Source organism: Curtobacterium uvaldense (genome assembly GCF_028307415.1).
In the GTDB taxonomy this organism is placed as follows: domain Bacteria; phylum Actinomycetota; class Actinomycetes; order Actinomycetales; family Microbacteriaceae; genus Curtobacterium.
Window position 1 is genome coordinate 1 of sequence record NZ_JAQMHU010000012.1, and the last position, 26713, is coordinate 26713.

The following is a 26713-nucleotide window of genomic DNA, read 5'->3' on the forward strand; positions in this document are numbered from 1 at the left end:
CGCCACGTGATCACGTGGCGCGAGCCGCTTCCGGTTGTTCGCGAGCAGGTCGCGCCGCGGGACGACCGAGGCGGCACGGCGGCCTCGCCCACCGCCCCGCGTCAGATCTTGCGGAGCAGCACCGAGTTGACCTTGTGGTTCGCGCCCTTCTTGAGCACGAGCGTCGCCCGGGAGCGCGTGGGCAGCACGTTCTCGAGCAGGTTCGGCTCGTTGATCGCCCGCCAGACCTCGGTCGCGGTCCGGACCGCGTCCTCGCGCGACAGCGAGGCGAAGCGGTGGAAGAACGAGTCCGGGCTCGAGAACGCCTCCTCCTGCAGGGCGAGGAACCGGTCGACGTACCAGGACTCGATGTCCTTCGTCTTCGCGTCGACGTAGATCGTGAAGTCGAACAGGTCGGACAGCGCGAGCCGCCCGTGCACCGGCGGCGCGAGCACGTTGAGGCCCTCGACGATGAGGACGTCCGGCTGCCGCACGACGATCTCGGCGTCGGGGACGATGTCGTAGACGAGGTGCGAGTAGAACGGCGCACGCACCTCGGCCGCCCCGCTCTTCACCTGGCTGACGAACCGCAGCAGCGCACGACGGTCGTACGACTCCGGGAAGCCCTTGCGGTCCATGATCCCGCGGCGCTCGAGCTCGGCGTTCGGGTACAGGAAGCCGTCGGTGGTCACGAGTTCGACCCGCGGGGTGTCCGGCCAGCGCTTCGTCAGCTCGCGGAGCAGGCGCGCGACGGTCGACTTGCCGACCGCCACCGACCCGGCGACACCGATCACGAAGGGCGTCCGGCCGGCCCGCTCACCGAGGAAGCGGCTCGTCTCGGCGTGCAGGTCCCTGGCGCCGGCCGCGTACAGCGTCAGCAGGCGGGAGAGCGGCAGGTAGACCTCCTGGACCTCCTGCATGTCGAGCCGGTCGCCGAGGCCGCGCAGCTGCACGATCTCGGTCTCGGTGAGCGACAGGTGCTCCTTCGGTGCGAGCTGGGACCACTCGTCGCGCGGGATCTCCACGAACGGGGTCGGGTGCGCGACGGTGGCTTCCGTGATCGGCATGGGCACGAGCGTACAGACGGGAGGCGCGGCGGACGTGCGTGGACCGGCTGCGGTGATCCGCGCCTCCCGTCCGGTGCCCGGTGCGTGTCCGCAGGACGCGACCCGTCGTGCGGACGGTGACCGTCAGGCCGGCAGGGCCGCCTCGATGGCGGCGACGACCTCGGGGGCGTCCGGCTTCGTGGTCGGACGGAAGCGCGTGACGGAGCCGTCGGGGGCGACGAGGAACTTCTCGAAGTTCCAGCTCACCCGGCCGGCCTTGCCGGAGGCGTCGGGCGTCTCCTTGAGCGCCTGGTAGAGCGGGTGGGCGCCCCTGCCGTTCACCTTCACCTTCTCGGACATCGGGAAGGTCACACCCCAGGTGGTGGAGCAGTACTCGTCGATCGCCTCCGACGAGCCGAGTTCCTGCAGGAACTGGTTGCTCGGGAAACCGAGGACCGTGAAGCCGCGGTCGCCGTACGTCTTCTGCAGGGCCTCGAGCTGCTCGTACTGCGGCGCGAGTCCGCAGCGCGAGGCGACGTTCACGACGAGGACGGCCCGGTCCGAGAACTGCGCGAAGGTGGTGTGCTCCCCGTGCAGCGTGGTGATCTCGATGTCGTCGAAGCGTCCCATGTCCCGAACGGTATCCCCACTCCTGCGGACTTGCAGGGTTGATCTCCAGCCAGACCGTAGGATCGTGCGCATGTGTGGAATCGTGGGCTACGTCGGCAGCAAGAGCAGCCAGGAGGTCCTCCTCGGTGGTCTCCGTCGTCTCGAGTACCGCGGCTACGACTCGGCGGGCATCGCCGTCGTCGACCGGCCGGGTGACCTCGTCTCGGCGAAGAAGGCCGGCAAGCTGCAGGCCCTGGTCGAGGAGCTCGAGTCGCACCCGATCGCCGACGGCGCCACCGGCATCGGGCACACCCGCTGGGCGACCCACGGCGGCCCGACCGACGGCAACGCCCACCCGCACCTGGCGGACGGCGGCAAGCTCGCGCTCATCCACAACGGCATCATCGAGAACTTCTCCGAGCTGAAGCAGGAGCTCGTCGCCGAGGGCGTCGAGTTCACCAGCGAGACCGACTCCGAGGTCGCCGCGCACCTCGTCGGTCGTGCGTTCCGCGAGACCGGGGACCTGACCGCCGCCATGCAGCAGGTCGTGCAGCGGCTCGAGGGTGCCTTCACGCTCCTCGTCGTGCACGCCGACCAGCCGGGCGTCGTCGTCGGTGCGCGCCGCAACTCGCCGCTCGTCGTGGGCCTCGGTGACGGCGAGAACTTCATGGGCTCCGACGTCGCGGCCTTCGTCGCCTACACGCAGCGTGCCCTCGCGATCGGCCAGGACGAGATCGCGACGATCCGTCCCGACGGCGTCGAGGTCGTGCACTTCGACGGCTCGCCGGCGACGCCCGAGGAGTTCGAGGTCAGCTGGGACGCCTCCGCCGCGGACAAGGGCGGCTGGAGCTCCTTCATGGCCAAGGAGATCAGCGAGGAGCCCGAGGCCGTCGCCAAGACGATCCTCGGTCGCGTGCACGACGGTGCCGTGACGCTGACCGACCTCGACCCGATCGCCGATCGGCTGCAGCAGGTCGACCGTGTCATCGTGATCGCGTGCGGCACGGCGGCGTACGCCGGCATCCTCGGCAAGTACGCCATCGAGCAGTGGGCACGCGTCCCCGTCGAGGTCGAGCTCGCCCACGAGTTCCGCTACCGCGACCCGGTGCTGAGCGACCGCACCCTCGTCGTCTCGATCAGCCAGTCGGGCGAGACCATGGACACGCTCATGGCCGTCAAGTACGCCCGCGAGCAGGGTGCGCAGGTGCTCTCGATCTGCAACACGCAGGGCGCCACCATCCCGCGCGAGTCCGACGCGGTGATCTACACGCACGCCGGCCCCGAGGTCGCCGTCGCGTCGACCAAGGCCTTCATCGCCCAGGGCGTCGCGCTGTACCTGCTCGGGCTGCACCTGGCCACGCTCAAGGGCACGCTCACGGCCGAGCAGATCGCCGAGCAGGTCAGCGAGCTCGAGGGCCTCGCACCGAAGCTCCAGCAGACCATCGACGACGCGTCCGGTGTCGCCGAGCTGGCGAAGTGGATGGCGGACACCCGGAGCGTGCTGTTCCTCGGCCGCCACGTCGGGTACCCGATCGCGCTCGAGGGGGCCCTCAAGCTCAAGGAGCTCGCGTACATCCACGCAGAGGGCTTCGCCGCCGGCGAGCTCAAGCACGGCCCGATCGCACTCATCGAGCCGGGGCAGATCGTCTTCGTGATCGTGCCGTCGCCGCGCGACCCGCGCTCGCTGCACCCGAAGGTCGTCTCGAACATCCAGGAGATCCGCGCCCGCGGCGCCCGGGTGATCGCCATCGCCGAAGAAGGAGACGCCGCCGTGCTGCCCTTCGCCGACGAGGTCCTGCGCATCCCGCTCGCCACGCCGCTGTTCGAGCCGCTGCTGGCCGTCGCGCCGCTGCACATGTTCGGCATGGAGCTCGCCGCCGCCAAGGGGCTCGACGTCGACCAGCCGCGCAACCTGGCGAAGTCGGTCACCGTCGAGTAGGCCCGCGTCGTGATCATCGGCATCGGGGTCGACGTCGTCGACACGGAGCGGTTCCGGGGTGTGCTCGAACGCACCCCGGCGCTCCGGACGCGGCTGTTCACCCCGGCCGAGCAGCTGCGCGACGGGGAGCCCCGACCGGTGTCGTCGCTCGCGGCCCGGTTCGCGGCGAAGGAAGCACTCATCAAGGCGTTCGGGTCCAGTGCCGGGCTCAGCTGGCAGGACCTCGAGGTCGTGTCGGACGACCAGCGGAACCCGTCGCTCACGCTGCACGAGGGCGCTCGTCGGGTGGCGGCGGACCGGGGTGTGACGGACGTCCACCTGTCGCTGTCGCACGACGGCGGGATCGCGACGGCGTTCGTCGTCATCGAAGGAGGGGGCGCATGAGCGCGTTCACGGGGATCACGGTCGACCGCGAGGCCCTCATCGCGAACTACGCCACGGTGTCCGAGCAGGTGGCGCCGGCGGGTGTCATCGCGGTCGTCAAGGCGAACGCGTACGGGCACGGTGCGGTCGACGCCGCACGGGCGTTCGTCGACGCCGGTGCCGAGTGGCTCGGGGTCGCCGACGTCGAGGAGGGCATCGCGCTCCGCCGCGCCGGCATCGACGAGGGCGTCCGGATCCTGGCGTGGCTGCACGCCCCGGACGAGGACTTCCGCCGCGCCGCGCAGTACGACGTCACCCCGGCGGTGTCGAGCGTGTCCCAGCTCGCGGCCGCGGCCGACTCCGAGGTGCCCGCGGTGCACGTCTGCGTCGACACCGGGCTGAGCCGGAACGGCGCGGTCGAGTCCGAGTGGGCCGAGCTCTTCGACACCGCCGGGCGGATCGCCCGGGCCGGCGGGCGCACCCGCGTCGAGGGGCTCATGTCGCACCTGTCGAACGCGTCGCGTGCCGACGATCTCGACCAGGACGCCGCACTCCAGCGGGCGCTCGACGGCCTGGCGGCGAACGGCATCGTGCCGGACATCGTGCACCTCGCCGCGAGCGCCGCGGGCATCGCGGTGCCGGAGACGCGCCACGACGCCGCACGGGTCGGGCTCGCGCTCTACGGGCTCAGCCCCTTCGCCGACCGCACCTCGGCCGACCTCGGGCTCCGGCCGGCGATGCGCGTGACCGCCGCGGTGCTGCGGACCGTCCCGGTGGCCGCGGGCGACGGCGTCAGCTACGGCTACACCTGGCGTGCAGCGACGGACACCCGGCTCGCGGTGATCGGCCTCGGGTACGCCGACGGCTTCGACCGCGACCTCGGCAACCGGGTGTCGGTGCGCATCGGCGACCGGGAGTTCCCCGTCGTCGGCCGCGTCGCGATGAACGCCATGCACATCGACATCGGCGACGCCGACGTCCGGGTGGGCGACGAGGTCGTGCTCTGGGGCGACCCGGCGGACGGCGACCCCGCGGTCGAGGACTGGGCGGCGGCGATCGACACCATCAACTACGAGGTGGTCGCCAGGGTCGGCCGCAGCGTGGAACGGAGGACGACGTGAACGCCCCCCTTCGTCGGGCCCGGATCGACCTCGACGCCTACCGGTCGAACCTCGACCTCGTGCGCGAGTGGATGCACCCGGTCGAGGTCATGGCGATCATGAAGGCCGACGCCTACGGGCACGGTCTCGAGCCGATCGCGCTCGCGGCCGTCGACGCCGGCATCCGCTGGATCGGCGTGCTGACCGTGCCGGCCGCGCTGCGCCTCCGGGCGATCGGCGTCGGCGAGGACGTGCACCTGTTCACCTGGCAGCACGACCCGGCGCTCGACTTCCGCGACGCCGTGGACTCGGCGATCGACCTCGGCGTCTCGAACGTCGCCGAGCTGCAGCGGGTCGTCGACGCCGTCGACCAGCGTCCGGCACGGGTCCACCTCGGCGTCGACTCCGGCTTGCACCGCGACGGCGCGACCGCGGACGCCTGGCCGGAGCTGGTGGCACTCGCGGTCGACGCGCAGCGCGCCGGCCGGATCGAGGTCGTCGCGGCGTACACGCACCTCGCGGAGTCGTCGGACGAGGACGACAGTGCCGCGGTCGCCGTGTTCGACCGGGCCGTCGAGACCGCGGAGGACCTCGGGCTCGACCTGCCGATGGAGCACGTCGCGGCCTCGCTCGCCGGGCTCGAGCGGAAGGAGTTCCGCAAGGACATGGTGCGGATGGGCGCGAACCTGCTCGGCATCCCGGGTGCCGAGGGCGTGTCCGCCGCCGACCTCGGGCTCGAGCCGGTGATGACGCTCACGGCCTCGGTCGCGAAGACGAAGCGGGTCCCGGTCGACACCGGCGTCTCCTACGACTACACGTACCGCACCACGTCGGAGACCACCCTGGCGCTCGTGCCCGTGGGCTACGCGGACGGGGTGCCGCGTCGCGCGCAGGGCCGCGTCGAGGTGACGATCGGCGGGAAGCGGTACCCGGTCGCCGGTCGCGTCGCGATGGACCAGTTCCTGGTCGACGTCGGCGACGACGAGGTCCGCGTCGGCGACGAGGTCGTGCTGTTCGGCACGGGGGAGCACGGCGAGATGACCGTCCTCGAGTGGGGCGAGGCGCTCGGCACCATCGGGGAAGAGGTGACCTGCCGGATCGGGGCCCGCGTCCCGCGCGAGGTCGTCGGGCACCAGGTCGAGGGCCGGGTCGGCGACTACCTGCGGGAGCAGCCGTGACGGACGCCCGGGTGCTGCTCGACACGACGGTGTCGACGACCGACGAGATGGGTGTGCTCGGTGCGCGGCTCGCACGTGTCCTGCGTGCCGGCGACCTCGTCGTGCTGACCGGGCCGCTCGGTGCGGGCAAGACGACGCTCACGCGTGGCCTCGGGGCCGCGCTCGGCGCGCGGGGGCAGGTGTCGAGCCCCACCTTCGTCCTCGCCCGGACCCACCCGACGACGACCGGCCCGGACCTGGTCCACGTCGACGCCTACCGGTTGGGCGACCCCATGGAGCTCGACGACCTCGACCTCGACTGGGACGCCTCGATCGTGGTGGTCGAGTGGGGCCGGGGCTTCGTCGACGGCATCGCGGACAGCATCCTCGACGTGGAGATCGTCCGAGCGACGGGAGCGGACGCGCCCGACGGCGACGCCGACGACCTCGACCCCGACGACGTTCCCGACGAGCCGCGACGGGTGATCGTCACCGCGTCCGGGCCGCGCTGGGCGGACGTCACGCTCTGACGGATCGCCGGTTCAGCCCGACCGCACCGAGGTGCTCGGGTCGATGAAGAAGTCGGCGTAGGCCGGGTCGTCGACCGGCAACCACCCGAGTCGGGCGTGCACGAGTGCGTCGACGTCCGCGGGCGGCAGCAGGCCTCGACGACGCCACTGCTCGGGATCGCGGTGCGCTGCCGTGCGCGGTGTCCAGGGCATCGGTGACCTCCCTCGTGCTGGTGGAACATCACCGGACACTACGCCACCGTCCGCCGTCCCGATCGCGCCTACGATGGACGCGTGCTCCTCGCCATCGACACGTCCGCCGGCACCTCGGTCGCCGTCGTCGACCCGGCCAGCGGTCGTGTGCTCGCCGAGCGCAGCACCGACGACTCCCGCCGGCACGCCGAGGTGATCGGCCCGTTCCTCGCCGAGGTGCTCGCCGAGGCCGGCGTCACCGGTGCCGACGTCACCGGGGTGGTCGCCGGCACGGGCCCCGGCCCCTTCACCGGCCTGCGCGTCGGGATCGCCGCCGCGCGCACCTTCGCCGCCGCCCGCGGCGTCCCCCTTCTCCCGCTCGTCAGCCACGACGCGATCGCGGCCGACCTGCAGCGGCACCCCGTCGTCGTCCTGACGGACGCGCGCCGCCGCGAGGTCTACTGGAGCGCCCACGACGAGACCGGCACGCGGGTCGCCGGTCCCGGACTCGCGAAGCCGGCGGACCTGGACGAGGCGATCCGCGCCTCCCGTCCGGAGGCCGTCGACTGGCCCCGCGAGACCGTCACGACCGTCCCGGCCGGGAGGCTCGGGTCGCTGGCAGCAGACCGGCTCGCCTCCGGCGCGCCCTTCGCCGACGACACCCCCCTCTACCTGCGTGACCCCGACGTCACCGTGCCGGGGGCCCCGAAGCGGGTCGTCCGGTGACCGGACTGCCCGCCGGCCTGCGGCTGCGCCGTGCGGTCCCGCAGGACCTCGACGACGTCATGTTCCTCGAGCACACGTCGTTCCCGACGGACGCCTGGACCTCGTCGCAGATGGCGGGGGAGCTGTGGTCCCCGCACGGGTACTACGTCGTGGTCGAGACGACCGAGGACGGCGCCCCGACGGTCGTCGGCTACGCCGGGCTGTCCTCGCTCGCGGGCAACCCCGTCGCCGACGTGCAGACCATCGCGGTCGCTGCCGAGCAGCGGGGCCGGGGCATCGGGAAGGTGCTCTTCACGGAGCTCCTCGACGAGGCCCGACGGCGTGAGGTGCACGAGGTGTTCCTCGAGGTGCGCGCCGACAACCCCGTGGCGCAGGCGATGTACACCGCTGCCGGGTTCGAGCGCATCGCCGTGCGGCCCCGCTACTACCAGCCCGACGGTGTCGACGCGTGGGTGATGCGGGCGGAGCTCCCCGTCACCCCCGGTGCGTCCACCGGTGTCGGACCGATCGGACAGGAGACCCTCGGTGAGCGCGACTGAACCCCTGGTGCTCGGCATCGAGACGAGCTGTGACGAGACCGGCGTGGGCATCGTCCGCGGGACCACCCTGCTCGCCAACGTCATCGCGTCGAGCATGGACGAGCACGCCCGCTACGGCGGCGTCGTGCCCGAGGTGGCCGCACGGGCGCACCTCGAGGCCATGACCCCGACCCTGCACGAGGCCCTCGACCGCGCGGGTGTCACGCTCGACGAGCTCGACGCCGTCGCCGTGACCGCCGGCCCGGGGCTCGCCGGTGCCCTGATGGTCGGGGTGGGCGCAGCCAAGGCACTGGCGGTCGCGACGGGCAAGCCGCTGTACGGCGTGAACCACCTGGTCGGGCACGTCGGTGCGGACGTCCTGCGTGCGGACGGCAGCGCGATCGAGCTGCCGACCGTGGCGCTGCTCGTGTCCGGCGGCCACACGTCGCTGCTGCTCGTGCGGGACCTGGTCGGCGACGTCGAACTGCTCGGCGAGACGATCGACGACGCGGCCGGCGAGGCGTTCGACAAGGTCGCACGCCTGCTCGGACTGCCCTACCCGGGCGGGCCGCAGATCGACCGGGCGGCAGCGGAGGGCGACCCGACCGCGATCCGGTTCCCGCGCGGCCTGACGCTGCCGAAGGACATGGCGCAGCACCGGTACGACTTCTCGTTCTCCGGGCTGAAGACCGCCGTCGCGCGGTGGGTCGAGAAGTGCCGGGACGAGGGCCGCGAGGTCCCCGTCGCCGACGTCGCGGCGTCGTTCCGCGAGGCCGTCGTCGACGTGCTCCTCACGAAGGCGCTCGCCGCGTGCCGGGACACCGGTGTCGACCGCCTGCTGCTCGGGGGTGGGGTCGTCGCGAACGCACGGTTGCGCGCCGTCGCCGAGGAACGCTGCGCTGCCGCCGGGGTCGCGCTGCGGATCCCACCGTTCGACCTCTGCACCGACAACGGGGCCATGATCGCCGCGGTCGGTGCGCGCCTGGTGGCAGAGGGGCACGCGCCGAGCGACCTCGGCATCGCGGCGGACTCCACGCTGCCGGTGACGACCGTCCAGGTCTGAGTCGCGCGGCCGGGTGGCGCACGCCGACGCCTGAACCGGCTCCCGGCCCGTGTGGGAGGATGCTCAGCAGGCACCGACCGACCGGGTGCCGGGAGGGGTGGACGGTGTCCGATCAGAACCAGTGGCCGAAGCCGGGCGAGTCGAGCGGGGGAGACGACGGCCGGCAGCAGCAGGACGGGCAGTCGGGCAGCCAGCAGCCCGCGAACCCCTCCGCGCAGCCGTCGCAGGGCACCCCGTACGGCCAGGGCCAGCAGGCGTCGGGCGCCCCGTACGGTCAGGGCCAGCAGCCGTCGGGCAACCCGTACGCGCAGCAGTCCCAGCAGGGCAACCCGCACGCGGCCTCGGGGCCCCAGCACAACCCGTACGCACCGCAGTCGCAGCAGGGCAACCCCTACGCGCAGCAGTCGCAGCAGGGCAACCCGTACGCGCAGCAGTCGCACCAGGGCAACCCGTACGCGCAGCAGTCGCACCAGGGCAACCCGTACGCGGCCTCGAGCCCCCAGCAGAACCCCTACGCGCCGCAGCAGGGCGGGAACCCCTACGCGTCGCCGTACGCCACGAGCGGGTACCAGCCGTACGCCCAGCGCCCGAAGACGAACACCCTGGCGATCCTGTCGATCGTGTTCGCGTTCGCCGGGGTCGTCATCTGGCCGATCGTGATCCTCACGAGCCCCGCCGGCGCGATCATGGGGCACATCGCCCTCGGGAAGATCAAGCAGACGGGTGAGGGTGGCCGTGGACTGGCCCTCGCCGGGGTCATCGGCGGGTGGGTGCTGACCGGGCTCTACGTGCTCTTCGCGGTGATCTTCATCATCGCGATCGCGTCGAGCCACTCGTCCTCCGACCCGTACGGCTACGACTCGGGCGCCTTCATCCGCTGACCCGCGCCGGGCTGCACGGCTCCGTTCCGCGAGATCGACAGACCCCCGCCGATGTTCGGCGGGGGTCTGTCGCTGCCGCGGACGTGAACACGACAGCGACAGCGACAGCGACAGCGAGAGCGCCTCGCGCCGACCGCCCGCGCAGCCTCGTGCCCCGCTACCGCCCCGCTACCGCCCCGCGGCCGAGCCGGCCACGTCGGTGAGGCGCTCGCACAGGAGCGCGGTGTGCCGTCCCTCCAGACGGGTGAGCACGAGCGTCACCGACCGCCGCCCCCGCAGCCGCAACCGCTTCCGGAACTGCGCCGGGTCGACGTCGACGCCGCGCTTCTTGATCTCGACGGTGCCGACGTCCTCCGCCGCCAGGCGTGCCGACAGCTGCTTCACGTCGAGGGGCATCGTGTCGAGCACCCGGAACCCCTGCGCGAACGGCGTCGTCACGGCACGGTCCGACGTGACGTACGCGATGCCCTCGGACAGCATGCGTCCGTCGATCGACCGCGCCAGGTCACCGATCAACCGCGCACGGATGACGGCGCCGTCCGGCTCGTACAGGTAGGCGCCGACGGGACCGACCTCGACGTCCTCGGCGTCGGCCGGGCCGGTGAGCTCGGCGATGCCGTGACCGCCGATGACGGTGGCCGCGCGCCGGACGCCGTCACGGGCGAGGGGCCCGGACCACAGGACGAGCTCGACGACCTCGCGGTCGACGGACACCCACTGCGCCTCGAGCGTGTCCGGGATCAGGTCGCGGTCGATGCCCGGGCCGAGCTTCACGCCCGTCGGGGTCGTCGTCGCGGCGGCGAACACGGTGTCGAGCGACGGCGACCAGTCGTCCGGGTCGGCCAGGCGCCTCGTGTTCGCGTGCCCGGCCGTGCGTCGCGCGGGGTCCATCCAGACGCCCTCGACCCGGGACAGGTCGAAGGCGGCCGCGTCGCCGAGCTCGACCCGGGCGTTCGGCCAGAGCGCGAGGTTGTGCGTCGCGACCGCCGCGGTCACCTCGTCGCGGTCGACGGCGGTGACGTCGAGGTCGAGCGCGGCCATCGCCATGGCGTCGCCACCGATCCCGCAGCCGAGGTCCGCGACCCGGGTCAGTCCGGCGGCGGCGAAGCGACCGGCGTGCTGCGCGGCGACCTGCAGTCGGGTGGCCTGTTCGAGGCCGGCCTCGGTGAAGAGCATCCGCGCGGCGAAGTCCCCGAACTTCGCGCGGGCCTTCTGGCGGAGCTTCGCCTGGGTCAGCACGGCTGCCACGAGCCCCGGGTCGTGTCCCTCGCCACGGAGCCGGGAGACCACCCGGACGATCTCGCCCCCGTCCGAGACGCCGGGGGTACGGTCGAGCAGGGCCATCCCCTCGGGGGTCAGCAGCTGGGCGAGGTCGGCGGCTTCCACCCGTCGATCCTCCCAGGTCGCCGGGGAGGCCCGACACGTGCTGGCACTCGGATTGACCGAGTGCCAGACTGTCCCTAGAGTTGTGGTTGGCACTCTCCTGTGCGTAGTGCCAACCGGTTCCCATCTGTACCGAGTCAGTACCGAGAAAGAAGAGGTCACCGTGGCCGTCACCATCAAGCCGCTCGAGGATCGCATCGTCATCCGCCAGGTCGAGGCGGAGCAGACCACCGCTTCCGGTCTCGTCATCCCGGACACCGCGAAGGAGAAGCCCCAGGAGGGCGAGGTCGTCGCCGTGGGTCCGGGTCGCATCGACGACAACGGCAACCGCGTGCCGCTCGACGTCGCCGTCGGCGACAAGGTCATCTACTCGAAGTACGGCGGCACCGAGGTCAAGTACTCCGGCGAGGACCTGCTCGTCCTCTCGGCGCGCGACGTCCTCGCGGTCATCGAGCACTGAGACCAGCAGCTCTCGTCACGAACGCCCCGTCCGGCTCGCAGCCGGCGGGGCGTTCGTGCGTTCGGGCGCGTGTCGCTGCGGCGCTCCCGGCCCGTCCAGGTGGTCGGCCTGGAGGCGCGCTGTCCGCCCGCAGCGTCCGCGCCCCTTCCTAGGATGGTTCCGTGAATGGAGCGACCCCGGCGCGTCCGGCACGCAGCGAGGCATCCGTCGGCGTCGTGCAGGCGATCGTCGCGTACGGACTCTGGGGCCTGATGCCCCTGCTCTTCGCCGCGATGGCCCCCGCCGGCGCGTTCGAGATCGTCGCCTGGCGGATCGTCTTCGGCCTGGTCTTCTGCGCGGTGGCGATCGCCGTCACCCGGTCGTGGCTGCGCACCCGCTCCCTGCTCGCCCAGCGCCGGGTGATGCTCGTGATGGGACTCGCGGCCGTGCTCATCCTGGTGAACTGGACCGTGTACGTCGCCGCGACGACGACGGGCCACACGGTCGAGGCGGCGCTCGGGTACTTCATCAACCCGCTCGTCACGATCGCCCTCGGCGTGGTCGTGCTCCGCGAGCGCCTGCGTGCGGCGCAGTGGGCGGCCGTCGGCATCAGCGTCGTCGCGGTCGTCGTCATCGCGGTCGGCTACGGGCAGGTGCCGTGGATCTCGCTCGCGCTGGCGTTCTCGTTCGGGTGCTACGGCCTGGTGAAGAAGCGGGTCGGGGGCACCGTCGACGCGCTGAGCGGCCTGACGATCGAGACCGTCTGGCTGGTCCCGATCGCCGTGGGGGCGCTCGTCGTGCTCGGCGTCACGGGTCTCGGCGGCGGGGTGACGTTCACGAGCGAGGGGTGGCCGCACGTCCTCGTCACGGTGCTCACCGGGCCCGCGACCGCGGTGCCGCTGCTGCTCTTCGCGTCGTCCGCCCGGCGGGTGTCCCTGTCGACGCTCGGCCTGACGCAGTACCTCGCGCCGGTGATGCAGCTCCTGGTCGGGGTGGTCGTGCAGCACGAGGCGATGCCGCCCGCGCGGTGGATCGGCTTCGGGATCGTCTGGGTCGCGCTCGTGGTCCTGACGGTCGACAGCTTCGTGGCGGCCCGGGCCGCGCGGCGGCGGACGCTCGCCCCTGCGGCGGGCGAGCCGGCCTGACGGGCACGAGCCGCGCCTCCCGTCCGGGTCGCATCATCTGCGGACCGGTGCGCTGTGCCGAGGCTCGGCGATGCGGACAGTTCCGCAGGCCCGCGCCCGCGGAACTGTCCGCGGACGCGAGTCTCGCGGGGACGACGTCGGCCCCGGACCTGCATGAGGTCCGGGGCCGACGTCGCGTACTGCGTGTTACTTCGAGACCGAGCCCTGGATGGCGGTCTGGTACACGGGCTTGTTGTCGCCGTCGAACTTGTAGATGCCGATGTAGGCGCTCGACGGGTCGTTCTTGCTGTCGAACGGACCGATGCCGGACGGGCCGGTGTACTGGATGTCCTCACCCTTGTCGAGCAGGTCCTTGCACGCCTTGAACGTCTCGCACTTCGTGCCGCCGTCCGCACCGGACACCGCGGCCATGTTGGCCTGGATGGTGCCCGAGTCGGTGCCCTTGCCCTTCACCGCGGCCAGCGCAGCGAGGGTCGTGGCGTCGTAGGACTCGGCAGCGTACGAGTAGTCAGCCAGCTCCTTGCCCGAGGACTGCTTGTAGAAGTCCGACAGGCGCTGCTTCAGCTCGTCCTTCGGGCTGGCGCCGGGGATGGTGCCCTGCGCGCCCTCGAGGGTGCCCGGGTCGAAGTCCTTCGAGTAGTCCGCGGTGTTGCCGTCGGACATGTAGATCTTCGACATGTCGGCGTTCTGCGACTTGAGCTCCGGGATGATCGACTTCGTCTCGTCGAAGGCGAGCACCACGATGGCGTCCGGCTTCGCGGCGAGCGCAGCGGTGACCTCGGACGAGAACGTCGTCTGTCCGGGCGGGAACTCCTGACCCTTGCCCTTGCCGCCGTAGACGACCTGGCCGCCCGAGTCCTCGATCGCCTGCTGCACGGTGTCGCGGAGGCCCGTCCCGTAGGTGTCGTTGAAGACCAGGAACGCGACCTTGGCGTTGCCGTCGCCCGTGACGAGCTGGCCGAGGGCCGAGCCCTGCACCGAGTCCGGCGGCGCGGTCCGGTAGTAGTGCGACGAGTACCCGGACAGGTCGGTCGCGGTGTTCGCCGGCGAGATCTGCACGATGCAGTTGCTCGTCAGCTGGTCGATGACGTTGAGCGTGACGCTCGACGACTCGGCGCCGATGACGACCGGCACCTTGGCGTTGACGAGCTTCGTCGCGGCCGAGCTCGACACGGTCATGTCGTTGCTGTCGCCCGAGTCGGTCGCGGGGTCGATGCTGACGTCCTTGTCGAGCACGCCACCGGCCGAGTTGATGTCCTCGACCGCGAGGCCGACGCCGGACTCGGCGGGCGGGTTGAGGTACGACAGGGTGCCCGTCAGCGGGAGGATCGTGCCGATCTTCAGCGCGTCGGTACCGGGGGTGTCGGGGGCCTTGCAGCTCGCCGCCGGGTCCTTCTTCGCACCGCCGGCGGAGGCGGAGGAAGTGGTCTCGGCGCTGCCGCTGGTGGAACACGCGGCGAGGAGGAGCGCTGCCGCTCCCGCCACTGCCAGTGCCGTGGTGGCACGGGTGGTTCTGGTCATCCGTGGAGCCCTTTCTCTGCGCGGAGGCCCAACCGCATCGGGTCGAGCGCGGTCTCCTCCACGTGGGTTGCCGAGAAAACTAGGGCCGAAGTGTTTCGCGTGTGTGTCCGAGATCATCACCTGGACGTTTCGTTACACACCCGTGACGAAACTGAGGAGGTGCACGGGAACCCCTGATGAGGAGTCCGTCCGGACGGTCCTCGCGCTCGCCGAGGCCCGTGCGGGCCGTTCGGGATCGGCTGGAGCGCTCCCGCGCGGGGCTCGTCCGCGTCGTTCTGTGCAGGGGGCGCGGACCCGGGGGAGCACTGCGGCGGTCGCGCGTACGGTCCGGCCCATGAGCGACGCAGCTTCCACCACCACCTTCCGTCCCACGCGCGCGATCGTCACCGGCGCCGAGTCCGGCATCGGCAAGGCCACCGCGGTGGCGCTCGCTGCCGCCGGCATGGACGTCGGCATCACCTACCTGTCCGAGCCCGAGCGCGCCGAGGAGACCGCCGCCGAGGTCCGACAGGCCGGACGGCAGGCCTTCGTCGAGCAGATCGACGTGACGCAGCTCGACCAGGCGGGCGCCGTGATCGACCGCCTCGTGGCGCAGCTCGGCGGCGTGGACGTGATCGTCGCCGATGCGGGCACGGGCGACAACGCGCCGTTCCTGGACATCACGCTCGAGCAGTGGCGGCACACCGTCGCCACCGACCTCGACGGGGCGTTCGTCACGATCCAGGCAGCAGCGCGGCACATGGTCGGACAGGGCACCGGCGGGCGGATCATCGGCATCACGAGCGTCCACGAGCACCAGCCCCGGTACGGGTCGAGCGCGTACGACGCAGCGAAGCACGGGCTCGGTGGGCTCCTGAAGACGATCGCGATCGAGCTCGCTCCGTCCGGGATCACGGCCAACGCCGTCGCGCCGGGCGAGATCGCGACCCGGATGACCGGTGCCGAGGACGAGGACCCGCACACGATCTCCCGGCCGGGGGTCCCGCTCGGCCGGCCGGGCAACGCGTGGGAGATCGCAGCCGCGGTGGCGTTCCTGGCGTCGCCGGCATCGTCGTACATCACGGGGGTGTCCCTGCCCGTCGACGGCGGCATGCTCCAGATGGGCCCCCACGGCGGCAGCCACATCACCTCCGACGACTGGCGGAGCGCGTAGGCGGCGGGGGCTCTCCGCGAAACGCAACCTCGGCGTCTGCTCGCAGCGCTGTACCGCTGCGAGCAGCCGTGGAGGTTGCGTCTTGCGGGGACTGCCGTCATGCGCCGGTCGGGAGGCCCGCGGTGCGCAACACGGTCTGCAGGCGTCCCGGGGTGCGCACCTCCGACCACCCCCACCGCACGACGCGACGGACCTCCGGTCGGAGCAGGAGTACCTGCTCGCGGGCCTTCTCACGGCGGACTGCGTCCTGGCCGTCGTACTTCTCGAGACCGTCGAACTCGCCGACGATCCCGGCGCGCGGCCACCAGAAGTCGACCCGGAACCGGCCGAACGCCTGCTGCAGGACGGGCGGTGGGAAGCCGTCCTCGTCCAGCCGGACCCGGCTGACCGATTCGCCCGGCGACTCGGCACGGGAATCGGCGAACCGCAGCGCTCGCCGCGCCTTGGTCATGCCCCGCGGCGTCGGCCACGCGGCGAACGCCCGGCGGATCTCGTCGGCCTCGAGCAGGTGTTCACGCAGCACGTGGTCGAGCACCGCGACCCCGTTCTCGTAGGAGGTGCTCCGCACGACGTCGACGACCGTCCGCAGCGGAGTGGTCACGCGGCGCCCGTCCACGTCCGTCACCTCGTCGTCCTCGAGCGCGGCTGCGTGCCGGACGACCCGACGCCCCGAGTGCGTCGTCCCGAGCAGGGGATCGGTGACGTGGACCCGCCGGTCCGGACGGTCGACGTCGGGGAGCCCCCAGAGCAGCGCTGCCGAGCGGTGCGAGAGCACGCGCCACTCGCCCACCGTCGTGATGACGGCCTCGAGTTCGACCCGCTGCCGTTCGGGCACGGTGGCCGCTCGCCAGCCCCGGGCGTCGACCGCGACGCCGTGGGTGACCCGGACGAGTTCACCGTGCCGGACGGCCTGCTGTGCGGCACGGTCGTCGGACGTCAGGAGGACGAGGGGCAGTGGCTCGTGCATGCGCCCGAGCCTCGACGATCACAGGGGGGATCGAGCGCCGTCGTCCGGATCTGTGGACAACCCTTCCGCGAAACGCAACGTCGGCGGCCCCTCGCAGCGGTGTAGCGCTGCGAGGAACCGCCGACGTTGCGTCTTGCGGAAGGGTCAGCCGCGGTAGTTCGGGGCCTCGACGACCATCTTGATGTCGTGCGGATGGGACTCCTTGAGCCCGGCCGCGGTGATGCGGACGAACTTGCCGCGGGCCTTGAGCTCCGGCACCGTGCGGCCACCGACGTAGAACATCGACTGCCGCAGTCCGCCGACGAGCTGGTAGACGGCGTTCGCCACCGAGCCGCGGTAGGGGACCTGGCCCTCGATGCCCTCGGGGATGAGCTTCTCGTCCGAGGGGACGTCGGCCTGGAAGTAGCGGTCCTTCGAGTACGAGGTCTTCTCGCCGCGGGTCTGCAGTGCGCCGAGGGAGCCCATCCCGCGGTACGCCTTGTACTGCTTGCCGCCGACGAAGACGAGCTCGCCCGGGCTCTCGTCGGTGCCCGCGAGGAGCGACCCGAGCATGACGGTGTCAGCACCGGCGACCAGGGCCTTCGCGATGTCGCCCGAGTACTGCAGACCGCCGTCGGCGATGACCGGCACGCCGGCCTCACGCGCGGCGAGCGACGCCTCGTACACGGCGGTGACCTGCGGGACGCCGACGCCGGCGACCACGCGGGTGGTGCAGATCGAGCCCGGCCCGACGCCGACCTTGACGGCGTCCACGCCGGCGTCGATGAGCGCCTGCGCGCCCTGTCGGGTCGCCACGTTGCCACCGATGACGTCGATGCCGGCGAACGACGGGTCGGCCTTCAGGCGGCGGACCATGTCGAGCACGCCCTCGCTCTCGCCGTTGGCGGTGTCGACGACGAGCACGTCCACGCCCGCGTCGCGCAGGGCCTCGGCGCGCTGCCAGGCGTCGCCGAAGAAGCCGATCGCGGCGCCGACGCGCAGGCGGCCCTCGTCGTCCTTCGTGGCGTCCGGGTACTTCTCGCTCTTGTCGAAGTCCTTGACGGTGATGAGGCCGCGGAGCTTGCCGTCGGCGTCGACGAGCGGGAGCTTCTCGATCTTGTGCTGCGCGAAGATCGCGACCGCGTCCTCGGGGTCGATGCCCTCGGGCGCGGTGATGAGGGGCGCCTTGGTCATGACGTCGCGGACGAGGGTGGTCGCCGTCTCGAACGGTGCGACGAAGCGCATGTCACGGTTCGTGATGATGCCGACGAGGGTGCCGTCCGACTCGACGACCGGCAGCCCGGAGACGCGGAACTGCCCGCAGACGGCGTCGACCTCGGCCACGGTCGCGTCCGGGGTCGTCGTCACGGGGTTGGTGATCATGCCGGACTCGGACCGCTTGACCTTGTCGACGTACGCGGCCTGGTCCGCGATGGACATGTTGCGGTGGAGGATGCCGATGCCGCCCTGACGGGCCATCGCGATCGCCATGCGCGCCTCGGTCACGGTGTCCATCGCAGCCGACAGCAGCGGGACGTGCACGTCGATGCGCTTCGTGAGCCGGGACGTCGTGGACGCCTCGCTCGGGATGACGTCGGTGTGCCCGGGCAGGAGCATGACGTCGTCGTACGTGAGTCCGATGAATCCGAACGGATCCGGCTGGTCCATGGTTCCCCTTCGTGGGCGAGGTGAAGTGGTGGCACCGGGGCGCGTCGTCGGGTTCCCGATGGGCCATGGTAACGCGCGCGACACTCCCGCCATTCCGTCGTCCCCCGACCGTCCGGGCTCGGCGGGCGCCGCGCGCGGACCGACAGTGGTCCGACGACCCGTTCCTGAGAGTCCTGTACCGGCTGGACGGGCGGATTTCCGCGGATCGACGGGGTCTCGGTCACGAATGCAGCACGATTTGTGCAGGAGACGTGCTGGAAACACGGGGGACACAAAAAATCCCTATGGTCCTCGACTATCCGAACGAGAGGCTCATCCGTGGGTTCCATCACTCCGCCGGGGTCAGCGCTCATGCGCCGATTCCGCCGTGGGGCACCAGGTCGCAACCGCCTGGTCCTCGCCGCAGTACTCTTCCTCGCTTTCCTCGCCACCTTCGCGGTCGACTGGGCAGTGTCGCCCGCAGCCGACGCGGCGACGAGCAGTCCCTCCGCCAGCAGCAGCCCGAGCACCGGCGCACCGGCGAGCTCCGGCCCCTGCACGGTCAGCCCCACGAACGGCTGCATCCGGGGCACCATCCTCGACTCCGAGCGGAAGCCCGCGACCGGGGTCGACGTCGACGTCGCCGGGGCCGGCGGGTTCGCGCAGACGGCGACCACCGACGACACCGGGCGCTGGTCGGTGTCCGTGACCACGGCGGGGCAGTACACCGTCAGCGTCGACCAGGACTCGCTGCCGAAGGGGCAGTACCTGACGAACGCCGCCGACGCCGAGCGCAAGGTGAACGCCACGCTCAACGCCAACGTCGGCCAGATCTTCCAGCTGTCCGACCAGCAGGGCGCCACCACCAGCGACGACACGAGCAGCGTCAGCGCCGCACGCGCCTGGCAGCAGCTCGCGTCGGGCATCCGGCTCGGGCTCCTCATCGCCCTCGCGTCGGTCGGCCTGTCGCTCATCTACGGCACCACCGGCCTGTCGAGCTTCTCGCACGGTGAGCAGGTGACCCTCGGTGGTCTCCTCGCCTACGTCTTCGCGAACCAGCTCGGCTGGAACATCTGGGTGACCGGCATCGTCGTCACGCTGCTCTGTGCGGCGACCGGGTACCTGCAGGACGCCGCGATCTGGAGGCCACTGCGCCGCCGTCGGATCAGCCTCACCCAGCTCATGATCGTCACGATCGGTCTGTCGATCGCCGCGCAGTACGCCTTCCAGTACTTCTTCGGCGCCTCGACCGTCCGCATCCAGCAGGGCAACCCCGAGACGGTGACCTTCGCCGGTCTCACGCTGACCGTGCAGTCCTACGTCGCGATGGGCATCGCGCTCGTCGTCCTCGTCGGCACCGGCCTGTTCCTGGCCAAGACCCGCTTCGGCCGTGCCACCCGCGCCGTGTCGGACAACCCGGCGCTCGCCGCGGCGTCCGGCATCGACGTCGACCGCGTCATCCGCTTCGTGTGGACGCTCGCCGCCGGCCTCGCGGGCCTGTCCGGCGTGATGCTCGGCCTGGTGCTCAACGGCGTGAACTGGCAGACCGGCCTCCAGCTGCTGCTGCTCATGTTCGCGTCCGTCACGCTCGGCGGTCTCGGCACCGCGTACGGCGCCCTCGTCGGCTCGATGATCATCGGCATCGTCGTCGAGCTCACGAACCTCGTGCTGCCGGGTGACTTCAAGTACGCCACGGCCCTCGTGATCCTCATCCTCATCCTGCTGTTCCGGCCGCAGGGCATCTTCGGTCGCGCCGAGCGCATCGGCTAAGGGAGCACCGACATGGACTACATCCTGAACCTGCTGTCCTCGCTGACGCAGGAGGCCCTCGCCCCCACCACGGCGGCGTTCGCCCTGGCCGCGATCGGCCTCAACGTGCACTTCGGTCTGACCGGACTGATCAACATGGGCCAGGCGGCGTTCCTGCTGCTCGGCGCCTACGGCTTCGCGATCTCGATCACGAACGGCCTGCCCTTCGTCATGGCGGTGCTCGTCGCCCTGGCGGTCGCGATCGTGTTCGCGGTCATCCTCGGCATCCCGACCCTGCGGTTGCGCGGCGACTACCTGGCGATCGTGACGATCTCCGGCGCCGAGATCATCCGCATGGTCGGTCGCTCCAGCCTGCTGACGAACACCACCGGCGGCTCGAACGGCATCGCCGGGTCGAGCTACCGCGACCCGTTCAACGCCCTCAGCCCGCTGCCCGACGGCACCACGAGCATCCTGTGGTTCACGTACTCGAACAACGGCGTCAACGGCTGGTGGATCCGCATCGCGGCCTGGGGCCTCGTGGCGCTCTTCACCCTCGTGCTCTTCCTGCTCATGCGCAGCCCGTGGGGTCGCGTCGTGAAGGCCATCCGCGAGGACGAGGACGCCGTGCGGTCCCTCGGCAAGAACGTCTACTCGTACAAGATGCAGGCGCTCGTGTTCGGCGGCGCGCTCGGTGCGCTCGCCGGGGTGATCTACGTGCTGCCGAGTTCCGTGCAGCCGGACGCGATGGGCCGTTCCATGACGTTCTTCATCTGGACCGCGCTGATCCTCGGCGGTGCCGCGACCGTGTTCGGTCCGGTGCTCGGGGCGATCCTGTTCTTCGTCGTGCGGCTCTTCGTCCGCACCCTCGCCGGGGACTTCATCCCCGACTCGATCATGAACGCGCAGCAGGCGGAGCAGTTCTCCTACGTGCTCGTCGGCGTCGCGCTCATGCTCCTCATCGTGTTCCGGCCACAGGGACTCCTGGGCAACAAGAAGGAGCTGTCGTTCAGTGTCTGAGACCTACACCCACACGAAGTCCGACCCGATCCTGACGGTCGACGGCGTCACCCGGCACTTCGGCGGCATGACCGCGGTCGACGTCGACCACCTCGAGGTGCAGCGCGGCACCATCACCGCCCTGATCGGCCCGAACGGTGCCGGCAAGACGACGTTCTTCAACCTGCTGACCGGCTTCGACAAGCCGAGCCCCGGCGCGACGACCCGCTTCAACGGCGACACGCTGCAGAAGACGAGCGCGACGCACATCGCCAACAAGGGCATGGTCCGCACGTTCCAGCTCACGAAGGCGCTGAGCCGCCTCACCGTGATGCAGAACATGCTGCTCGGCGCCCGCGACCAGCCGGGCGAGAACTTCTTCGTCGGCCTCGTCCCGGCGCTGTGGCGGAAGCGCGAGCGCGAGATCACCGCCAAGGCCGAGGACCTGCTCGCCCGCTTCAAGCTCCTCGAGAAGCAGGACGACTACGCCGGTTCCCTGTCGGGCGGGCAGCGGAAGCTCCTCGAGATGGCCCGCGCGCTGATGTCCGACCCGACGATGATCATGCTCGACGAGCCGATGGCGGGCGTGAACCCCGCGCTCACCCAGTCGCTGCTCGGACACATCCAGTCGCTGCGCGACGACGGCATGACCGTGCTCTTCGTGGAGCACGACATGCACATGGTCCGACACATCTCCGACTGGGTGGTCGTGATGGCCGAGGGCAAGGTCGTCGCCGAGGGCCCGGCCGACACGGTGATGGACGACCGCGCCGTCATCGACGCGTACCTCGGTGCGCACCACGACACCGACCTGGGCGACGACTCGCTCCTCACCGAGGAGACCTACGAGGAGCTGGCCGACGAGGTGGCCGAAGAGGAAGCAGCGGACGACCACCCGAAGGCGGACGACCGCAAGCAGGACGAGCAGGAGGCGACCCGATGACCGACGCAACGAACGCAGCTGACGCGGGCCGCGCCTCCAGTCCGACGACGGGTGCGACGAGCGCGACGAGCGCGACGAGCGCAACCGCGACGATCGACCGCGGCGAGCCCGTCCTGACCGCGAAGAACCTCGTCGCGGGGTACCTGCCGGGCGTGAACATCCTCAACGGCTGCGACCTCGACTGCTACCCGGGCGAGCTCATCGGCATCATCGGTCCGAACGGTGCCGGCAAGTCGACGCTCCTCAAGGCGCTGTTCGGCCTGGTGTCGATCCGCGAGGGCTCGGTCTCCCTGCAGGGCGAGGACATCACGAACCTCAAGGCGAACAAGCTCGTCCAGGCCGGCGTCGGCTTCGTGCCGCAGACGAACAACGTGTTCCCCTCGCTCTCGATCGAGGAGAACCTGCAGATGGGCCTGTACCTGCGCCCGAAGAAGTTCGCCGAGCGGCTCGAGGTCATCTACGACCTGTTCCCGGTCCTCGGACAGCGGCGGACGCAGCGGGCGGGCTCGCTGTCGGGAGGTGAGCGGCAGTCGGTCGCGATGGCCCGCGCGCTGATGATGGACCCGAAGGTGCTGCTGCTCGACGAGCCCTCCGCGGGCCTGTCGCCGGTGCGCCAGGACGAGACGTTCATCCGCACGCGCCGGATCAACAAGGCCGGGGTGTCGATCATCATGGTCGAGCAGAACGCGCGACGCTGTCTGCAGATCTGCGATCGTGGGTACGTGCTCGACCAGGGGAGGAACGCGTACTCGGGCACCGGGCGTGAGCTCGCCGACGACCCGAAGGTCATCGAGCTCTACCTGGGGACGCTCGCCAAGGACGTCGACTCCGCTCGCTGAGCGGGGTCGACCCGCGGGTACTGCTGTGGGGGTGGTACCCGCACCCCGACGGGGCCGCGCAGGCTGCTGATGCGCCGCGCGGCCCCGTCCTCACGCTCGGGCGTCGTCAGGCCTGGGGCGGCGCCGCGGTCGTGGCGGTCGTCGTGGTCGTCGTGGTCGTCGCGCCGAGACGCCGGCGTCGCGCCGAGACGCCGGCGTCAGCGAGACACCGCGGACACACCGAGACGCCGTCGGATCCGGGTGCGTCTCGCGTCGACCGAGGCGTCTCGCGTCGACGCCGGCGTCTCGCCGCCGCCACCTGCGTCCGGCTCGGCCGGGAGGCGCGACCCACCCCCGCCCCGCCGGCCCGGCCCGCGCACGCCGGCTCCCCGTCCGTCGGCTAGCGTGACGCACGTGCGGACCCCCGGCCCCCTCGTGCTCGACGCCCTCGTCTGGGTCGTCTTCGCCGTGCTCTTCGTGGGCGCCGCACTGCTGGTCAAGGTCGCCGCCGCCCTGCTCGCGGTCCTCGTCGTGCTCGCGCTCCTGCTCGGCCTGGTCCTCCGGGCCCTGCGGAAGCGACGGACACGACCGCGACGCTGAGCAGCACCAGCACCAGCACCAGCACCCGCACCAGCCCCAGCACCCGCACCAGCCCCAGCACCGTGCCCCCACCGGTACGGCGTCGCCCTGCACCGTCCACCCGTCCCACTCCGGGACCCCGCCCGCTAGGCTTGCCCGGTGACTGAAGTCGAGATCGGTGCAGGCAAGCGCGGCCGTCGGGCGTACGCGTTCGACGACATCGCGGTGGTCCCCTCGCGGCGCACCCGCGACCCGCACGACGTGAGCGTGCAGTGGTCGATCGACGCGTTCACCTTCGCGTCGCCGATCCTCTCGGCGCCGATGGACTCGGTGTCCTCGCCGGCGACGGTCATCCAGATGGGCGAGCTCGGGATCCTGGGCGTGCTCGACCTCGAGGGCCTGTGGACCCGGTACGAGGACCCGACGCCGTACTACGAGGAGATCAAGACCCTCACGGACGGCAACGTCACGAAGCGCATGCAGGAGATCTACTCCGAGCCGGTCAAGGCCGAGCTGATCACCGCGCGCCTGGCCGAGATCCGTGCCGCCGGGGTGCCGGTCGCCGGTTCGCTCAGCCCGCAGCGCACGCAGGAGTTCTCGCAGACGGTCGTCGACGCCGGTGTCGACCTGTTCGTCATCCGCGGCACGACGGTCTCGGCGGAGCACGTCTCCCAGAACCAGGAGCCGCTCAACCTCAAGAAGTTCATCTACGAGCTCGACGTGCCGGTCATCGTGGGCGGTGCCTCGACGTACACGTCGGCGCTGCACCTCATGCGCACCGGTGCCGCGGGCGTGCTCGTCGGCTTCGGCGGCGGGGCGGCCTCGACGACCCGCGCCGCCCTCGGCATCCACGCGCCGATGGCGACCGCGGTGGCTGACGTCGCCGGTGCCCGACGCGACTACATGGACGAGTCCGGCGGCCGCTACGTGCACGTCATCGCGGACGGCGGGCTCGACACCGCCGGCGACATCGTCAAGGCGATCGCCGTCGGCGCCGACGCCGTCATGCTCGGCACCGCACTGGCCCGCGCGACCGAGGCCCCGGGTGGTGGCTTCCACTGGGGTGCCGAGGCACACCACGCCGAGCTGCCCCGCGGTCGTCGGGTCGAGGTCGGGCAGATCGCCCCGCTCGAGAACGTGCTGAACGGGCCGACGCCGTCGTGGGACGGCCGCGCGAACCTGGTCGGTGCGCTGCGTCGGTCGATGGCCACCACCGGATACTCCGACGTCAAGGAGTTCCAGCGAGTAGAAGTGGTCGTGGCGCCGTACCACCAGCAGTGACGGTGGCACCCGTGCTCCCGCACGGGTGACGCCTCGGCGCTCCCGTGCGCGGAGGCCGGCTCCGTGCGCGCAACCCGCACGGAGGCGACGATGGCCAAGCCAGCCAGCAGCACCACGCAGACCAGCACGGACGCGACGAGCGCAGGTGCCGAGAGCACCGTCGAGGACGCCCGGCGTGCCACGGCACCGAGCGCGAGCGTCGGCTTCGACCCGGCGGCCAAGCTCGGTCCGGAGGAGCGCGCCGCCGCGATCGAGGCGATGAAGACCCGGGAGCTCGACGTCCTGGTGGTCGGCGGCGGCATCGTCGGCGGTGGCAGCGCGCTCGACGCCGTCACCCGCGGCCTGAGCGTCGGCATCGTCGAGGCCCGCGACTGGGGCTCGGGGACGTCGAGCCGCTCGTCGAAGCTCGTGCACGGCGGCATCCGCTACCTTGAGCAGCTGAACTTCGCGCTCGTGCGCGAGGCCCTGATCGAACGCGGCCTGCTGCTGCAGCGCATCGCCCCGCACCTGGTGAAGCCCGTGCGGTTCCTCTACCCGCTCAACCACCGCGTGTGGGAGCGCTTCTACATCGGCATCGGCATGGCGATGTACGACGTGTTCAGCTGGTCCGGCGGTCGTCCGCCCGGGGTCCCGCACCACCGGCACCTCAGTCGCAAGCAGGTCCTCAAGAACATGCCGGGCCTGAAGAAGGACGCCTTCGTCGGCGGCATGACCTACTACGACGCCCAGGTCGACGACGCCCGCTACGTCGCGTCGCTCGTGCGCACCGCAGCGTCGTACGGCGCGCACGCGGCGAGCCGGGTCCGCATCGAGGGGTTCGTCAAGGTCGGGGAGCGGGTGGTCGGGGCGCACGCGCACGACATCCAGACGGGCGAGAAGTTCGACATCCGGGCGAAGCAGGTCGTGAACGCGACGGGCGTCTGGACCGACGACACCCAGGCGATGGTCGGCACCCGCGGGCAGTTCAAGGTGCGGGCGTCGAAGGGCGTGCACCTCGTGATCCCGCGCGACCGCTTCCAGTCGAACACCGGCATGATCCTCCGCACCGAGAAGAGCGTGCTGTTCGTCATCCCGTGGGGCCGGCACTGGCTCGTCGGCACGACGGACACCGACTGGAACCTCGACAAGGCCCACCCGGCGGCGACCGCGGCGGACATCGACTACATCCTCGAGCACGTGAACAAGGTCCTCGCGGTGCCGCTCACCCGCGAGGACGTCGAGGGCGTCTACGCCGGCCTCCGACCGCTGCTCGCGGGCGAGTCGGACCAGACGTCGCAGCTCAGCCGTGAGCACGTCGTCGCGCACACCGCTCCGGGCCTGGTCGTGGTCGCGGGCGGCAAGTGGACGACCTACCGCGTGATGGGCAAGGACGCCATCGACGAGGCGGTCGCGGCGATGGACGGCAAGATCCCGGCGTCGACGACCGAGGACATCCCGCTGGTCGGTGCCGAGGGCTACCCGGCGGCCTGGAACCGTCGCGGGCGCACCGCTCGGCAGTTCGGCGTGCACAAGGTCCGGATCGAGCACCTGCTCAACCGGTACGGAACCCAGGCCACCGAGGTGCTGCAGCTCGTCGAGCAGGACCCGTCGCTCGCTGAGCCGCTGCCGCAGGCGGATGACTACATCGGTGCCGAGGTCGTCTACGCGGCCTCGCACGAGGGCGCCCTGCACCTGGAGGACGTCCTCGCTCGCCGCACCCGCATCTCGATCGAGGCGTGGGACCGCGGAGAAGAGGCGGCCCCGGTCGCCGCGAAGCTCATGGCCGGCGTGCTCGGGTGGGACCAGGAGACGACCGAGCACGAGGTGTCGAACTACCTGAAGCGCGTCGCCGCCGAGCGCGAGTCGCAGCTGCAGCCCGACGACGAGTCGGCCGACCGGGTGCGCCTCGAGGCGCCGGACATCGCGTTCGGCTTCGACGAGGACGACGTGGTGGTCGGCGGTGGCCGGTCGAGCGGTGCCGACGGCGCGAAGGCGACGGACGAGCAGGTCGAGGGCGAGAAGACGAGCGAACCGCGGTAGGTCACCGGA

General features: G+C 71.4%; 26 protein-coding genes. 19 read left to right on the forward strand and 7 right to left on the reverse strand.

Translation table 11 applies throughout. From position 1 onward, the window contains the following. Positions 1-101 precede the first annotated feature (101 nt). Together coaA and PIJ49_RS08770 are read right to left on the reverse strand one after the other, a co-directional pair. Positions 102-1046, reverse strand: a complete 945-nt coding sequence (gene coaA / locus PIJ49_RS08765) for a type I pantothenate kinase (protein ID WP_066656980.1) — start codon at positions 1044-1046, stop codon at positions 102-104. Between the two features lie 123 nt (positions 1047-1169). Then, complete coding sequence (locus tag PIJ49_RS08770; RefSeq protein ID WP_209685286.1) at positions 1170-1655, reverse strand: glutathione peroxidase; 486 nt, start codon at positions 1653-1655, stop codon at positions 1170-1172. 70 nt (positions 1656-1725) lie between these two features. On the opposite strand from PIJ49_RS08770, the gene glmS reads away from it, so the two are divergent. From glmS to tsaE, 5 genes are read left to right on the forward strand one after another with little or no spacing between them, the layout of a single operon-like run. Beyond that, the gene (gene glmS, locus PIJ49_RS08775; RefSeq protein WP_209685288.1) at positions 1726-3573 is read left to right on the forward strand and encodes a glutamine--fructose-6-phosphate transaminase (isomerizing); all 1848 of its coding nucleotides are present in this window, start codon (positions 1726-1728) and stop codon (positions 3571-3573) included. 9 nt (positions 3574-3582) lie between these two features. Next, the gene (locus tag PIJ49_RS08780; RefSeq protein ID WP_209685290.1) at positions 3583-3957 is read left to right on the forward strand and encodes a holo-ACP synthase; all 375 of its coding nucleotides are present in this window, start codon (positions 3583-3585) and stop codon (positions 3955-3957) included. Further along, on the forward strand, positions 3954-5057 hold the full coding sequence (alr, locus tag PIJ49_RS08785) for an alanine racemase (protein WP_271826367.1): 1104 nt from the start codon (positions 3954-3956) through the stop codon (positions 5055-5057). Before PIJ49_RS08780 ends, alr (PIJ49_RS08785) begins: the two co-directional genes overlap by 4 nt. After that, positions 5054-6214, forward strand: coding sequence for an alanine racemase (alr, locus tag PIJ49_RS08790; protein ID WP_251155207.1), 1161 nt, complete (start codon positions 5054-5056; stop codon positions 6212-6214). Before alr (PIJ49_RS08785) ends, alr (PIJ49_RS08790) begins: the two co-directional genes overlap by 4 nt. After that, positions 6211-6723: a tRNA (adenosine(37)-N6)-threonylcarbamoyltransferase complex ATPase subunit type 1 TsaE gene (gene tsaE / locus PIJ49_RS08795; protein ID WP_271826368.1), complete on the forward strand. Its 513-nt coding sequence runs from the start codon at positions 6211-6213 to the stop codon at positions 6721-6723. Before alr (PIJ49_RS08790) ends, tsaE begins: the two co-directional genes overlap by 4 nt. A gap of 12 nt (positions 6724-6735) precedes the next feature. Here the strand turns inward: tsaE and PIJ49_RS08800 are convergent, their stop codons facing one another. Next, on the reverse strand, positions 6736-6915 hold the full coding sequence (locus PIJ49_RS08800) for a hypothetical protein (protein WP_271826369.1): 180 nt from the start codon (positions 6913-6915) through the stop codon (positions 6736-6738). Positions 6916-6996: 81 nt separating this feature from the next. Between PIJ49_RS08800 and tsaB the strand changes: the two genes are divergently transcribed. From tsaB to PIJ49_RS08820, 4 genes are all read left to right on the forward strand, one after another. After that, positions 6997-7620, forward strand: a complete 624-nt coding sequence (gene tsaB / locus PIJ49_RS08805; RefSeq protein ID WP_251160913.1) for a tRNA (adenosine(37)-N6)-threonylcarbamoyltransferase complex dimerization subunit type 1 TsaB — start codon at positions 6997-6999, stop codon at positions 7618-7620. Beyond that, on the forward strand, positions 7617-8159 hold the full coding sequence (gene rimI / locus PIJ49_RS08810) for a ribosomal protein S18-alanine N-acetyltransferase (RefSeq protein ID WP_235426394.1): 543 nt from the start codon (positions 7617-7619) through the stop codon (positions 8157-8159). The genes tsaB and rimI overlap by 4 nt, the downstream gene beginning before the upstream one ends. Then, positions 8146-9201, forward strand: coding sequence for a tRNA (adenosine(37)-N6)-threonylcarbamoyltransferase complex transferase subunit TsaD (gene tsaD / locus PIJ49_RS08815; protein WP_200884118.1), 1056 nt, complete (start codon positions 8146-8148; stop codon positions 9199-9201). Before rimI ends, tsaD begins: the two co-directional genes overlap by 14 nt. Positions 9202-9305: 104 nt before the next feature. Continuing rightward, a complete protein-coding gene (locus PIJ49_RS08820) occupies positions 9306-10082 on the forward strand; it encodes a DUF4190 domain-containing protein (protein WP_251160915.1) in 777 nt (258 codons plus the stop codon). Between the two features lie 168 nt (positions 10083-10250). On the opposite strand, the gene PIJ49_RS08825 is transcribed toward PIJ49_RS08820, so the two are convergent. Continuing rightward, positions 10251-11468: a class I SAM-dependent methyltransferase gene (locus PIJ49_RS08825; RefSeq protein WP_271826370.1), complete on the reverse strand. Its 1218-nt coding sequence runs from the start codon at positions 11466-11468 to the stop codon at positions 10251-10253. A gap of 160 nt (positions 11469-11628) precedes the next feature. On the opposite strand from PIJ49_RS08825, the gene groES reads away from it, so the two are divergent. Both groES and rarD read left to right on the forward strand, forming a co-directional pair. Beyond that, a complete protein-coding gene (groES, locus tag PIJ49_RS08830) occupies positions 11629-11925 on the forward strand; it encodes a co-chaperone GroES (protein WP_056121496.1) in 297 nt (98 codons plus the stop codon). A gap of 161 nt (positions 11926-12086) precedes the next feature. Further along, the gene (rarD, locus tag PIJ49_RS08835; protein ID WP_271826371.1) at positions 12087-13049 is read left to right on the forward strand and encodes an EamA family transporter RarD; all 963 of its coding nucleotides are present in this window, start codon (positions 12087-12089) and stop codon (positions 13047-13049) included. Between the two features lie 186 nt (positions 13050-13235). Here rarD and PIJ49_RS08840 read toward each other — a convergent pair whose 3' ends face one another. Then, the gene (locus PIJ49_RS08840) at positions 13236-14570 is read right to left on the reverse strand and encodes an ABC transporter substrate-binding protein (RefSeq protein WP_066656937.1); all 1335 of its coding nucleotides are present in this window, start codon (positions 14568-14570) and stop codon (positions 13236-13238) included. Between the two features lie 334 nt (positions 14571-14904). On the opposite strand from PIJ49_RS08840, the gene PIJ49_RS08845 reads away from it, so the two are divergent. After that, a complete protein-coding gene (locus PIJ49_RS08845) occupies positions 14905-15723 on the forward strand; it encodes an SDR family oxidoreductase (protein WP_251155210.1) in 819 nt (272 codons plus the stop codon). Between the two features lie 97 nt (positions 15724-15820). On the opposite strand, the gene PIJ49_RS08850 is transcribed toward PIJ49_RS08845, so the two are convergent. Beyond that, positions 15821-16690 carry a type IV toxin-antitoxin system AbiEi family antitoxin gene (locus PIJ49_RS08850; RefSeq protein ID WP_271826372.1) on the reverse strand — a complete coding sequence of 290 codons (870 nt, stop codon included), beginning with the start codon at positions 16688-16690 and terminating at the stop codon, positions 15821-15823. 144 nt (positions 16691-16834) lie between these two features. Further along, complete coding sequence (gene guaB, locus PIJ49_RS08855; RefSeq protein ID WP_066656935.1) at positions 16835-18337, reverse strand: IMP dehydrogenase; 1503 nt, start codon at positions 18335-18337, stop codon at positions 16835-16837. 318 nt (positions 18338-18655) lie between these two features. Here guaB and PIJ49_RS08860 point away from each other — a divergent pair, with 318 nt between their 5' ends. The 7 genes from PIJ49_RS08860 (at position 18656) to PIJ49_RS08890 (ending at position 26704) form a co-directional block, all read left to right on the forward strand. Then, a complete protein-coding gene (locus tag PIJ49_RS08860) occupies positions 18656-20086 on the forward strand; it encodes a branched-chain amino acid ABC transporter permease (RefSeq protein ID WP_235426391.1) in 1431 nt (476 codons plus the stop codon). Positions 20087-20098: 12 nt separating this feature from the next. Beyond that, positions 20099-21085 (forward strand): branched-chain amino acid ABC transporter permease, encoded by a 987-nt coding sequence (locus PIJ49_RS08865; RefSeq protein WP_066656933.1) that lies wholly within the window; start codon positions 20099-20101, stop codon positions 21083-21085. Further along, a complete protein-coding gene (locus PIJ49_RS08870) occupies positions 21078-22007 on the forward strand; it encodes an ABC transporter ATP-binding protein (RefSeq protein ID WP_066656931.1) in 930 nt (309 codons plus the stop codon). Before PIJ49_RS08865 ends, PIJ49_RS08870 begins: the two co-directional genes overlap by 8 nt. Continuing rightward, a complete protein-coding gene (locus PIJ49_RS08875; protein ID WP_066656928.1) occupies positions 22004-22846 on the forward strand; it encodes an ABC transporter ATP-binding protein in 843 nt (280 codons plus the stop codon). Before PIJ49_RS08870 ends, PIJ49_RS08875 begins: the two co-directional genes overlap by 4 nt. A gap of 393 nt (positions 22847-23239) precedes the next feature. Beyond that, on the forward strand, positions 23240-23425 hold the full coding sequence (locus PIJ49_RS08880) for a hypothetical protein (RefSeq protein ID WP_144411388.1): 186 nt from the start codon (positions 23240-23242) through the stop codon (positions 23423-23425). A 138-nt stretch (positions 23426-23563) separates the two neighbouring features. Further along, complete coding sequence (locus tag PIJ49_RS08885; RefSeq protein ID WP_066656924.1) at positions 23564-24685, forward strand: GuaB3 family IMP dehydrogenase-related protein; 1122 nt, start codon at positions 23564-23566, stop codon at positions 24683-24685. Between the two features lie 258 nt (positions 24686-24943). After that, positions 24944-26704: a glycerol-3-phosphate dehydrogenase/oxidase gene (locus tag PIJ49_RS08890; RefSeq protein WP_271826405.1), complete on the forward strand. Its 1761-nt coding sequence runs from the start codon at positions 24944-24946 to the stop codon at positions 26702-26704. Positions 26705-26713: the final 9 nt, after the last annotated feature.

Coding starts and splice junctions, on each gene's coding strand:
- guaB (WP_066656935.1), bottom strand. CDS start 18,337: ATGGACCAGCCGGATCCGTTCGGATTCATCGGACTCACGTACGACGAC.
- PIJ49_RS08890 (WP_271826405.1), top strand. CDS start 24,944: ATGAAGACCCGGGAGCTCGACGTCCTGGTGGTCGGCGGCGGCATCGTC.
- coaA (WP_066656980.1), bottom strand. CDS start 1,046: ATGCCGATCACGGAAGCCACCGTCGCGCACCCGACCCCGTTCGTGGAG.
- glmS (WP_209685288.1), top strand. CDS start 1,726: ATGTGTGGAATCGTGGGCTACGTCGGCAGCAAGAGCAGCCAGGAGGTC.
- PIJ49_RS08865 (WP_066656933.1), top strand. CDS start 20,099: ATGGACTACATCCTGAACCTGCTGTCCTCGCTGACGCAGGAGGCCCTC.
- PIJ49_RS08840 (WP_066656937.1), bottom strand. CDS start 14,570: ATGACCAGAACCACCCGTGCCACCACGGCACTGGCAGTGGCGGGAGCG.
- alr (WP_271826367.1), top strand. CDS start 3,954: ATGAGCGCGTTCACGGGGATCACGGTCGACCGCGAGGCCCTCATCGCG.
- PIJ49_RS08770 (WP_209685286.1), bottom strand. CDS start 1,655: ATGGGACGCTTCGACGACATCGAGATCACCACGCTGCACGGGGAGCAC.
- PIJ49_RS08850 (WP_271826372.1), bottom strand. CDS start 16,690: ATGCACGAGCCACTGCCCCTCGTCCTCCTGACGTCCGACGACCGTGCC.
- PIJ49_RS08875 (WP_066656928.1), top strand. CDS start 22,004: ATGACCGACGCAACGAACGCAGCTGACGCGGGCCGCGCCTCCAGTCCG.
- PIJ49_RS08800 (WP_271826369.1), bottom strand. CDS start 6,915: ATGCCCTGGACACCGCGCACGGCAGCGCACCGCGATCCCGAGCAGTGG.
- PIJ49_RS08845 (WP_251155210.1), top strand. CDS start 14,905: ATGAGCGACGCAGCTTCCACCACCACCTTCCGTCCCACGCGCGCGATC.